General features: G+C 62.0%; 9 protein-coding genes. 8 read left to right on the forward strand and 1 reads right to left on the reverse strand.

What is annotated here, in order from left to right:
* Position 1 precedes the first annotated feature (1 nt).
* The 8 genes from FVE66_RS00420 to FVE66_RS00455 all read left to right on the forward strand — a co-directional run bounded on the left by FVE66_RS00420 (position 2) and on the right by FVE66_RS00455 (position 10,764).
* Entirely contained in the window at positions 2-1,729 is a 1,728-nt protein-coding gene (locus tag FVE66_RS00420; protein WP_151445424.1) for a two-component system sensor histidine kinase NtrB, read from the forward strand.
* Positions 1,726-3,177, forward strand: coding sequence for a sigma-54-dependent transcriptional regulator (locus FVE66_RS00425; RefSeq protein WP_151445425.1), 1,452 nt, complete (start codon positions 1,726-1,728; stop codon positions 3,175-3,177). Before FVE66_RS00420 ends, FVE66_RS00425 begins: the two co-directional genes overlap by 4 nt.
* Complete coding sequence (gene ampD / locus FVE66_RS00430) at positions 3,164-3,778, forward strand: 1,6-anhydro-N-acetylmuramyl-L-alanine amidase AmpD (RefSeq protein ID WP_151445426.1); 615 nt, start codon at positions 3,164-3,166, stop codon at positions 3,776-3,778. The genes FVE66_RS00425 and ampD overlap by 14 nt, the downstream gene beginning before the upstream one ends.
* A 397-nt stretch (positions 3,779-4,175) precedes the next feature.
* Positions 4,176-7,037 (forward strand): ribonucleoside-diphosphate reductase subunit alpha, encoded by a 2,862-nt coding sequence (locus FVE66_RS00435; RefSeq protein ID WP_241673025.1) that lies wholly within the window; start codon positions 4,176-4,178, stop codon positions 7,035-7,037.
* A gap of 127 nt (positions 7,038-7,164) precedes the next feature.
* Complete coding sequence (locus tag FVE66_RS00440; RefSeq protein ID WP_151445428.1) at positions 7,165-8,340, forward strand: ribonucleotide-diphosphate reductase subunit beta; 1,176 nt, start codon at positions 7,165-7,167, stop codon at positions 8,338-8,340.
* 781 nt (positions 8,341-9,121) lie between these two features.
* Positions 9,122-9,859 (forward strand): histone H1-like DNA-binding protein, encoded by a 738-nt coding sequence (locus tag FVE66_RS00445; protein ID WP_151445429.1) that lies wholly within the window; start codon positions 9,122-9,124, stop codon positions 9,857-9,859.
* 90 nt (positions 9,860-9,949) lie between these two features.
* Positions 9,950-10,489 carry a YggT family protein gene (locus FVE66_RS00450; RefSeq protein ID WP_151445430.1) on the forward strand — a complete coding sequence of 180 codons (540 nt, stop codon included), beginning with the start codon at positions 9,950-9,952 and terminating at the stop codon, positions 10,487-10,489.
* Positions 10,486-10,764 (forward strand): DUF167 domain-containing protein, encoded by a 279-nt coding sequence (locus tag FVE66_RS00455; RefSeq protein ID WP_151445431.1) that lies wholly within the window; start codon positions 10,486-10,488, stop codon positions 10,762-10,764. Before FVE66_RS00450 ends, FVE66_RS00455 begins: the two co-directional genes overlap by 4 nt.
* Positions 10,765-10,791: 27 nt before the next feature.
* On the opposite strand, the gene FVE66_RS00460 is transcribed toward FVE66_RS00455, so the two are convergent.
* Positions 10,792-11,727 carry a carbohydrate kinase family protein gene (locus tag FVE66_RS00460; RefSeq protein ID WP_151445432.1) on the reverse strand — a complete coding sequence of 312 codons (936 nt, stop codon included), beginning with the start codon at positions 11,725-11,727 and terminating at the stop codon, positions 10,792-10,794.
* Between the last annotated feature and the right edge of the window lie 31 nt (positions 11,728-11,758).

The following is an 11,758-nucleotide window of genomic DNA, read 5'->3' on the forward strand; positions in this document are numbered from 1 at the left end:
CATGAGCGCCACGTTGCACAACCGCTCCCCGGGCGTGAGGGAGACATTCTGGCAAACCCTGGAAGCATTCAATGCGACACGGCTGGCAATTGCGGTCGTGTTGCTGCTCTACCTGAGCTTCAACAGCCGTGAGGGCTATTGGGTATTCGACCAGTTCTTCTACCTCGAATCGTGCGTGCTGTACCTGGTTCTCGCGCTACTGGCGCTGGCGGTGGGAAACCGGGTGCGCCATCATTTCACGCTGCAGGTGATGGTCGGCATTACGGTCGATATCGCGGTGATGTCCACCTTTTATATCGCTGCTGGCGGTGCCCGCAGCGGCCTTGGCATCCTGTTCCTGTTCCCTCTGGCCGGTGGCGCCATCCTGGTACCGCTGGTGCCGGCGCTGTTTCTGGCATCGCTGGTTACGCTGATCATGCTGGTGCAGAGCGGTACCGAACTGCTGCAGGATGGGACCGAGCCGACTTTTTCGCAGTCGGGCCTGTCGGGCGCGGCATTTTTTGCGGCCGTGCTGGTGCTCAACCGGCTGGCGCGCCGGCTGGTGCGGCAGGAACGACTCGCTGCCGAACGCGAGGCCAGCCTGCAGGCGCAGCAGGCGATCAACCGGATTGTGATCGCAGACAGCGGCGATGGAATACTGGTGGTGGACAGCGACACCTCGGTCTATGTTGCCAATCCGGCCGCCGAGCGCATGATCGGCATTTCCATCGCCTACCGGGATCAGCGGCCGCGCCTGGCCGGGCTGCCGTCGCTGGCGCCGGTGACCGAGGCGTTCCGCGCATGGCGCGAACTCCCGGCTGCCGACCAGGGTGCGGCCAGTGCGCCGTTCTATGTGATGATCAAGCATGGCGATGCCGCCGGCGCCCCTCCGGGCCAAGGGCAGGTGCAGCCGCGGCGCGAGCCGGTTACCCACGCCCGGCTGCGCTTCGTGTCGGCGTTCCGGGCGGGCGAGGGGCTGGATCGTAGCGTGATCTTCCTCGAGGATGTCAGCGAAATCGAAAACCGGGCGCAACAGTTGAAGCTGGCATCGATGGGGCGGCTCACCGCCAGCATTGCGCACGAAGTGCGCAATCCACTGTCTGCCATTTCCTACGCAATATCGCTGATGACGGAGGAACCCCTCGACCCGTCGCAGCGCCGGCTGGCACAGATCGTCGACGACAACGTGGTCCGTCTCAACCGCTTGATCGAGGATATCCTCAAGCTGTCGAGGAGGGCGCAATCCGGCCATGCCCCGGTCGCGCTGCGACCGGCACTGGTCGAGATCGTGTCCGAGCTGGAGGCCACCGGCGCGGTGCAGGAAGGCATGATATCGATCGTCAGCGTGCCGGACCAGCCGGTCGCATTCGACCCCTTGCACCTGCGCGAGGTGATCGTGAACCTGCTGTCGAACGCCGCACGTTATGCCAGCGGTTGCCGTGGCAGCATTCGGCTTTCTGCCGGTGGCGATGCCGGCGGCCGGCCCGAATTGCATGTGGAAGATGACGGCCCGGGTATCACGCCCGAGGTGCGCGCACACCTGTTTGAACCTTTTTACACGACGTCCAGCAAAGGCACGGGCCTGGGACTCTACGCGGCCCGCGAATTGTGCTTGAATAATGGCGCAATGCTGGACTACGAATACCGTACTGACCTGATGGCCGATGGCAAGCGCAGCAGCGGCCGCTTTGTCATTACTTTTTCCCGGCCGCTGGCAAGCCATGCCGTGCCGGCCACGATCGCCTCATGACTTCACCTCGCATTCTGGTAGTAGACGACGAAGCGGACTTGCGCGAATTGCTCGAGCTCACCTTCATCAAGATGGGGCTCGATGTCGACAGCGCCGCAAGCTTGCATGAGGCGCGCCTGGCGCTGGCCGCCGGCGACTATGCAATGGTCCTGACCGACATGCGCCTGCCGGACGGGCAGGGGATGGAACTGGTGAGGGAAGTTGCGGCCGGCGCGCGCAGCATGCCCATTGCAGTGATCACGGCATACGGCAGCGCCGACAGCGCGGTGCTTGCCCTGAAGGCCGGCGCATTCGACTATTTGTCCAAGCCGGTCCGGCTGGACCAGTTGCGGCAGATGGTGCAGTCGGCCCTGCGGCTCGGCGCGCCGCCGGCGCAGCCAGACCCGGACCACCCGGTGCCAGCGCCTGCGTTGCGGCTGAAAGGCAATTCCGATGCGATGTGCATGGTGCGGGCGCAGATTGCGCGCCTTGCGCGCAGCATGGCGCCGGTGGCGATCACCGGCGAATCGGGAACCGGCAAGGAACTGGCTGCGCGTGACATCCATGCCCAGAGCGCCCGCGCCGACAAGCCCTTCGTCGCCGTGAACTGCGGCGCGATTCCGGAGAACCTGATGGAAGCAGAGTTCTTCGGCTACCGCAAAGGGTCGTTTACCGGCGCCGGCGAGGACCGTGAAGGATTTTTCCAGGCGGCCAACGGCGGCACGCTGCTGCTCGACGAAGTGGCTGACCTGCCGCTTGCGATGCAGGTAAAACTGTTGCGCGCGATCCAGGAGCGACGAGTGCGCCGGATTGGCGCGACCCAGGAAGAGCCGGTGGATGTCAGGTTGATCAGCGCGACCCACCAGAACCTGGCGGCCTGCGTCGAGCAGGGGCGTTTTCGCCAGGACCTCTATTACCGGCTGAACGTGATCGAACTTGCCTTGCCGCCGCTGCGGGAGCGCCGTGGGGACATCGGCCTGCTGTCGGACGCCATCCTGCACCGGCTTGCGGCGCCGGGCCCGGCGCCGGTCTTGTCGCCCGGTGCCCTGGATGCGCTGCGCGACTACCCATTCCCGGGCAACGTGCGCGAACTGGAAAACGTGCTGGAACGCGCGCTCGCCTTTTCCAACGGCCAGTGCATCGACGCTGCCGACCTCGGCTTGAAGCAGCAACAGGACCGGGAAGATGTCGCCGGGATCCGGGCGCCATCCGCGGTCGAGCCGATGGCGCCACCGGAACCGTTCCGGCCCGCACCCTCGCCGCTGCAACCGGAAGCCGAGCCGGCAACCGGGGACCACGATCTGCCGCGCTCGCTGCCCGAGCACCTGGACGAGGTCGAGCGCGAGGTGATCCTGCGCGCGCTGGCAAAAACCGGCTTCAACCGCACCCAGGCGGCGGAACTGCTTGGCATCAGCTTTCGCCAGTTGCGCTACCGGATGCAGCGGCTGGACATCCATGAGCCTGAATAAGCCGATACGCCTGGATGTGAGGCCGGACGGCTGGTGCCGGCAGGCGCAGCGGCTGCCTTCGCCCAACTTCGACCCGCGCCCGCCCGGAGCGGTGATCGACTTGCTGGTGGTGCACAACATCAGCCTGCCGCCGGACGAATTCGGCGGACACTATATAGAAGACCTTTTCCTGAACCGGCTTGACTGCGACTTGCACCCCTATTTCGACCGGCTGCGCGGCTTGCGGGTGTCTTCGCATTTCCTGATCACCCGGGAAGGTGCCCTGCTGCAGTTTGTTTCCGCCAACGAGCGGGCATGGCATGCCGGGGTTTCGGTGTTCGAGGGGCGCGAACGATGCAACGATTTTTCGATCGGCGTCGAACTCGAGGGCAGCGACTTCCGACCCTTCGCCGACAGTCAGTACCGGACCCTGGCAGCGCTGGCCATCGCGCTTGCGCACAGGTATCCGCTGCGGCATGTGGCCGGTCACGAGCACATTGCTCCCGGCCGCAAGACCGATCCCGGTCCCTGCTTCGACTGGCAGCATTTGCGCATGCTGCTGCAGGCGCCGAAACCCGCTCCTGAACATCTCGCGGCACTGAGTTTCCCGATCGGCGCGTAAAAGTCAATCGTCGGAAACCTGCAGTTTTGCTGCAAAACCACAAATTTTTCTGTTGCGAAGTGCGGTAGTGGGCACTAGAATTAGTGCACGCAACGATTCAAGCAACTAGATGTAGTATCCATCCCACGATTCTCATGGGGGCTGTTCGTTGGCAGGTTGCGGTACTTTGCAGTGCGTTCCATGCAGGGCCGGGCCGTAGGACAGACCCGTCAATAACCGGTTTCATGCCGGCCATCGAAGCGATGCTGTTGATGGCCGGCGTAGCAGTATCCAGGCATCCGCCCCCGCCGGGGCGCATCAAGACCAGCAGCCAAGGTTGCTCAAAAATCAGAGTCCAGGAGGCCAAGTGCACTCAACATCCGAAGTCATTTCCACCAAATCTACAGATATCGGCGCCATGCATACGGCTGCCGGCGCGGTTCCTTCCGCCTTGCAGACGCAGGCATCGTTGGGGGATTACCGAATCATTCGCCGTAATGGTGCGGTAGTCGGCTTCGAGCCTTCCAAGATTTCCATCGCAATGACCAAGGCCTTCCTGGCTGTCAACGGCGGACAGGGCGCAGCGTCCGCGCGGGTGCGCGAGATGGTCGAGCAGTTGACCGGTCTGGTCGTGTCCGCACTGGTGCGGCGCCAGCCTGCCGGCGGCACATTCCATATTGAAGACGTGCAGGATCAGGTTGAACTGTCGCTGATGCGTTCGGGCGAACATGATGTTGCGCGGGCGTATGTGCTGTATCGCGCCAGGCGCATGGAAGAGCGGGCGCAGCAACAGGCATCCAGGGCAGCGCCGGCCGCCGTGCAGTTGCACGTGACCGAGAATGGCCAGCGCCGTCCGCTCGACATGCAACAGGTGCGCGACCTGATCGTGGCCGCCTGCGTCGGACTGGACAAGCAGGTAGATGCCGAAGGGATCCTGGCCGAGACCGTCAAGAACCTGTACGACGGCGTGCCGGTGGAAGAGTTGCACAAGTCAGCCATCCTGGCCGCCCGCGCCCTGATGGAAAAGGATCCGGCCTACAGCCTGGTCACTGCGCGCCTGCTGATGCATACGATCCGTAAAGAAGTGTTTGGCCAGGAAGTGGCGCAGAAGGACGCGCATACCCACTACCTCGACTATTTCCCGCGCTTCATCAAGAAGGGTATCCAGGCCGAGCTGCTGGATTCGAAACTGGCACAGTTCGACCTGGCGAAACTGGCCGAGGCGCTGGTGCCGGACCGTGACCTGCAATTCGGTTACCTCGGACTGCAGACACTGTACGACCGCTACTTCCTGCATGTGCAGGGCACCCGTATCGAGATGCCACAGGCGTTCTACATGCGCGTGGCAATGGGCCTGGCCTTGAACGAAATCAACCGCGAGGCGCGCGCCATCGAGTTCTACAACCTGCTGTCGAGCTTCGATTTCATGAGCTCGACGCCGACCCTGTTCAACTCCGGCACCCAGCGTTCCCAGCTGTCCTCCTGCTACCTGACCACGGTTGGCGACGATCTCGAGGGCATCTACGATGCGATCAAGGAAAACGCGCTGTTGGCCAAGTTTGCCGGCGGACTGGGCAATGACTGGACCCCGGTGCGCGCCCTGGGTGCCCATATCAAGGGCACCAATGGCAAGTCGCAGGGCGTGGTGCCGTTCCTGAAAGTGGTCAATGACACCGCCGTCGCGGTCAACCAGGGCGGCAAGCGCAAGGGCGCAGTCTGCGCCTACCTCGAGACCTGGCACATGGATATCGAGGAATTCCTCGACCTGCGCAAGAACACCGGCGACGACCGCCGCCGCACCCACGACATGAACACCGCGAACTGGATTCCCGACCTGTTCATGAAACGGGTGATGGAAAAAGGCGCATGGACGCTGTTCTCGCCGAGCGATGTGCCGGACCTGCACGACAAGGTGGGCCGTGCCTTTGAGCAGGCCTACCTGGGCTACGAAGCCAAAGCCGCCAGCGGTGAGCTGAAGCTGTTCAAGACGGTCCAGGCCACCGACCTGTGGCGCAAGATGCTGTCGATGCTGTTCGAGACCGGTCATCCCTGGATCACGTTCAAGGATCCCTGCAATATCCGGTCGCCGCAGCAACACGTCGGCGTGGTGCACAGCTCCAACCTCTGCACCGAGATCACGCTCAACACCAACGATTCGGAAATCGCGGTCTGCAACCTGGGTTCGGTCAACATGCCGGCCCACATGAAGGACGGCAAGCTCGACCACGTCAAGCTGCAAAAGACCATCCGCACTGCGATGCGGATGCTGGATAACGTGATCGACATCAACTATTACGCGGTCAAGAAGGCGCGCGACTCCAACCTGCGCCATCGTCCGGTTGGCATGGGAATCATGGGTTTCCAGGATTGCCTGCACATGATGCGCGTGCCCTACGCCTCCAATGATGCGGTCGAATTTGCCGATCGTTCGATGGAAGCGGTCTGCTACTACGCCTACTGGGCCTCGACCGAGCTGGCCGAGGAGCGTGGCCGTTACAGCTCCTATCCCGGTTCGCTGTGGGACCGCGGCATCCTGCCGCAGGATTCCGTCAAGCTCCTGGCCGAGGAGCGCGGCGGCTACCTTGAGGTCGACCAGAGCGAGAGCATGGACTGGACTCCCCTGCGTGCCCGTATCAAGCAGTTCGGCATGCGCAACTCCAACTGCGTGGCGATCGCGCCGACGGCAACCATCTCCAACATCATTGGCGTGGCGGCCTGCATCGAGCCGACTTACCAGAACCTGTACGTCAAGTCGAACCTGTCCGGCGAGTTCACCGAAATCAACGAACACCTGGTGCGCGACCTGAAGGCCCGCGGCTTGTGGGATGAGGTGATGATTTCCGACCTCAAGTACTTCGATGGCAGCCTGGCCAAGATCGACCGCATCCCGCAGGACCTGCGCGACCTGTACGCCACGGCGTTTGAAGTCGACCCGAAGTGGCTGGTGGAAGCCGCCTCGCGCCGGCAGAAGTGGATCGACCAGGCGCAGTCGCTGAACATCTACATGGCAGGCGCTTCCGGCAAGAAACTCGACGAGACCTACAAGCTGGCCTGGCTGCGCGGCCTGAAGACCACCTATTACCTGCGCACGATCGGCGCCACGCACACCGAGAAATCGACGTCCAAGACCGGTGCGCTGAACGCGGTGCCGACCGATGGCGGCATGGCCGCGGCAGCAGCAACCGCAGCAGCCGCAGCCGCGCAGGAAGACCTGGCCGGACCCGCCTGCATGTTGCGCCCCGGCGATCCGGGCTTCGAGGAATGCGAAGCCTGCCAGTAAGCGCCTAGGCGCACAGCCCACGCGATTGCGCAAACAGCAGGCGCGTGGGGAAACGATGCACCGGAAGCCGCGGCTTCCCCTGACCGGCCGATGAGGCCGGGCAACCCAAGATCAAAGAGGAAAAGACATGCTGTCCTGGGACGACGAAGTCACCCCCGCAACCACACGTGCGACTCAACCCCCGATGCCGGCGCCAGCTGCCCCTGCGCTGCAAGCCATGCACAATGTTGCACTGGATCCCGGCCTGGTAGCGCCGCCTGTCAAGGTCACGGCCGAGCAGTTGCAGCGGCGCGTCAATGCAGCCGACAAGCGCATCATCAATGGCCAGACCGACGTCAACCAGCTGGTCCCGTTCAAATACAAATGGGCATGGGACAAGTACCTGGCCGGCTGCGCCAACCATTGGATGCCGCAGGAAATCAACATGCAGCGCGACATCGAGCTGTGGAAGAACCCGAACGGCCTGACCGACGACGAGCGTCGCCTGGTCACGCGCAACCTCGGCTTCTTCGTCACCGCCGATTCGCTCGCCGCCAACAACATCGTGCTCGGCACCTATCGCCACATCACGGCCCCGGAATGCCGCCAGTACCTGCTGCGGCAGGCGTTCGAAGAAGCGATCCACACCCACGCCTACCAGTACATCGTCGAGTCGCTCGGGCTCGACGAGGGCGAGGTGTTCAATGCCTACCACGAGGTCGAGTCGATCCGCGACAAGGACCAGTTCCTGATCCCGTTCATCGATACGCTGACCGATCCGCAATTCGCCACCGGCACAACGGAGAACGATCAGAAGCTGTTGAAGTCGCTGATCGTGTTCGCATGCCTGATGGAGGGATTGTTCTTCTACGTCGGCTTCACGCAGATCCTGGCGCTCGGCCGCCAGAACAAGATGATGGGCGCTGCCGAGCAGTACCAGTACATCCTGCGCGACGAGTCCATGCACTGCAATTTCGGGATCGACCTGATCAACACCATCAAGCTCGAAAACCCGCACCTGTGGACGCCGGCCTTCCGCGACGAAATAAAAGCCCTGTTCCTGAAGGCAGTGGACCTGGAGTATCGCTACGCAGAGGACACCATGCCGCGTGGCGTGCTGGGGCTGAACGCGCCGATGTTCAAAGGCTACCTGCGCTTCATCGCAAACCGTCGCGCGCAGCAGATCGGCCTGGACCCGCTGTTTGCGCAGGAAGAAAATCCGTTCCCCTGGATGAGCGAGATGATCGATTTGAAGAAGGAGCGCAATTTCTTCGAGACGCGCGTGATCGAGTACCAGACCGGCGGCGCGCTCAACTGGGAATGATGAACTTCGCTCCTCCGGATTCCTGCTGAAGGGAACCGCACAAGGATCAGGCTGTCACTGTTTTATCTGCGTCTTGTTTCATGTGCGGGTGCTTTGCTTGAACACGCGAAGGATGAGCTGCATGAGTTGTTGCGCACTGATGTCTCGCATGTGCATCAATGCAGTGTCAATTTGTTGACAAAAAAATTCGCGCGGTCTCATAATCGCGGCATTCGTCGATATCGGTATGAAAATTTTTTACCGCGTGATCGATCAGGCGAATGCGCTGGCCTCACGATGAATGCGGCAAGCGAAGCAAGCGCCGCCGATGAGCAAGCGCTGAAGTCCTGAACCAAGGCAGACGGACCGGATCCGGGAAGGTGTGAGATCGCAGCGCAGTCGGCCAGCATGACCCGAGGCTGCGAACTCGGAAAGGCAAATAAAAAGATTGATGGACAGTAGACGACCTGTACGCGCCACACTGCATCTTGCGCAGCGCCCGAAGATAGAGGGCAAGGCATCGTATTCTTCGAAAAAGGGTTTGTCTGTCCAGAAACAGTATTCCAACGCCGGCGGTGTAGCCGGCGTTTTTTTTGGCGCGCGTTCCCGAGAGCAGTAGGCCGGGGCGCGCCAACGAATGGCTGAAGTGCTGCATATGCGAGGAGATGCAGCAGTTCAGCTGGTGCCGAATTCATTAGCGCAAACGATGAACGCTTGCGCCGATGAATAATCCACCTGCCTCATCGCGATGTTGCAGGGGGGTTTTCATAGCTTGATATCCCATCACGTGAAGGAGAATCAAATGGCAACAGCAGCAAAGAAACCGGCCGCTAAAAAAGCGGCTGTGAAGCCCGCGGCCAAGAAAGCAGCCGCGCCCAAGAAAGCAGCAGCCAAGAAAGTCGTAGCCAAGAAAGCGGCTCCGAAGGCAGCAGCCAAGAAGGTCGTAGCCAAGAAAGCGGCTCCGAAGGCAGCAGCCAAGAAGGTCGTAGCGAAGAAAGCAGTCGCGAAGAAGGTCGTAGCGAAGAAGGCAGCAGCACCGAAGAAGGCAGCGGCCAAGAAAGTCGTCGCCAAGAAAGCGGTAGCCAAGAAAGCAGCAGCACCGAAGAAGGCAGCGGCCAAGAAAGTCGTCGCCAAGAAAGCGGTAGCCAAGAAAGCAGCAGCACCGAAGAAGGCAGCAGCCAAGAAAGTCGTCGCCAAGAAAGCAGCGCCGAAGAAAGCCGCTGCTAAAAAGGCTGCTCCCAAGAAGGCCGCTGTTAAAAAGCCGGCTGTTGCCAAGAAACCGGCCGCCAAGCCTGCTGCTGCGAAGAAGCCTGCTGCCAAGCCGGCTGCTACGAAGAAGCCTGCTGCCAAGCCAGCTGCTACGAAGAAGCCTGCAGCTCCGGCCAAGCCTGCTGCGAAGCCGACTCCTGCCAAGAAGCCGGTTGCCAAGAAAGCAGAGAAGCCTGCTGCTGCGAAACCTGCAGCTGCAGCTGCACCTGCTGTGAAGACTGTGCTGAATCCGGCAGCGGCCTGGCCGTTCCCGACCGGTACCCGTCCGTAATTCCAGCACTGCTTGGAAGCCCGATTCGCTTCGGGCACAATTCCCGCTGCATGCCCGTCGTGCGGCGGGAATTTTTTTTGAGGAGTATCCGTGCTGACCAGTATTCTCACCCTGATCCTTGATTTCGTTGCCAGCACGCTTGGTTTCCTGTTCTGGCTGCGTTTCTGGTGCCAGGCCGTGCGGGTGCGCCCGCCTTCTCCGTTCGGCGATTTCATCGTCCGCCTGACCGACTGGCTGGTGCGTCCGCTGCGCCGGGTCGTGCCGGGCGTGGCTGGCTATGACTGGGCCTCGCTGGTGGCGGCATTCCTGGTCGCGTTGGCGTTTGCCGCGATCACAACGGCTTTGGGCAACAGGTTCATGCCAGGAGCGGTGCTGGCGTTGGCGCTGTATCAGCTGCTGAGCTGGATACTGTATAGCCTGATGGGCGCGCTCATCATCGAAATCGTCTTCAGCTGGGTCAATCCGAATGCGCCGCTGGCGCCCTTCGTTCGCGCCCTCAATGAACCGGTGATGCGCCCCTTTCGACGCATCCTGCCGCCGATCGCAGGTGTCGACCTGTCGCCTATCCTTGCTTTCATCGTCTTGCGCATCGCGCTGTCCCTGTCGGGTGCCGTGCTGCTGATGGCATGAAGCGGGAGATGGTGCGGCTGGCGGTCCAGGTTGTCCCGAACGCGCGGAAAAGTGAAGTGGCCGGAGAGGTGGAGGGCGTCATCAGGATCCGCCTGCAGGCGCTGCCGATCGAGGGTCGTGCCAACGAGGAACTGGTGCGCATGCTGGCCAAGCTGCTCGGCGTGAGCAAGGCCAGCGTGGAAGTAGTGCAGGGGCAGACCGGCCGGCGCAAGCTGGTCGAGATCCGGAGCAACATGGATCTCGACAGTGTCAGGAAGATGCTGCTGGGCGATTGACCTGGTGCCCCCGTCAAGTGGAAGATTTCAGGCGTACCGATACCCGAAAGCCTGCTGAAACCGCTCTCCGATTTCCGCCACCGACGGCGCATGATTCTGGCCGCCCTGGTGCGTGATCTTGATCGATCCCATCAGGCTCGCCAGCCGGCCGGTGGTGGGCCAGTCCATCCCTTGCGTCAGTCCGTACAGCATTCCCGCGCGGAATGCATCGCCGCATCCCGTCGGGTCGATCACCTGCTCCACTGGCACGCTCGGAATGTCGATGCGCTTGCCATCGGTAAAGACCTGGGCGCCGTGCTCGCCGCGCGTGACCACCAAGGCTTTCAGCTGTTGCGCGATCTGCTCGAACGACAAGCCAGTCCGCTCGCTCAGTAATTCGCCTTCATAGTCATTCACCGCGACATAGCTGGCCAGTTCGATGAACTGGCGCAATTCGGCACCGTCGAACATCGGCAATCCCTGGCCCGGATCGAAGATGAACGGAACGCCAAGCTCGGCGCAGTCGCGCGCATGCTGGAGCATGCCGTCGCGGCCATCGGGCGCGATGATGGCAAGCTTCACCGGGCCTGCATCGGCCACGCGGTTCTGGTGGGAATACGTCATCGCGCCCGGATGGAATGCGGTGATCTGGTTGCTTGCTGCATCGGTCGTGATGAATGCCTGCGCGGTGTAGGAAGCGGGTATGGGCTGGATGCAGCGCGCGCTGATGCCCAGGGCATCGAGCCGCTGCAGGTAGCCGTCCCCATCCTGCCCGATGGTCGCCATGATCAGCGGATCGCCGTTCAGCAGCTTCAGGTTGTAGGCGATGTTGCCGGCGCAGCCGCCGAATTCGCGGCGCAGGCTGGGTACCAGGAACGCCACGTTAATCTTGTGCAACTGGTCCGCAAGCAGGGCTTCGGAAAAGCGGCCGTGGAAGGACATGATGGTGTCGAAGGCCAGGGAGCCGCAAATCAGGGAGGTCATTTGTGTAATCCGTTCAGTTTCGGTAATGGCG

The organism is Lacisediminimonas profundi, assembly GCF_008831265.1.
Classification (GTDB): Bacteria; Pseudomonadota; Gammaproteobacteria; order Burkholderiales; family Burkholderiaceae_D; genus Lacisediminimonas; species Lacisediminimonas profundi.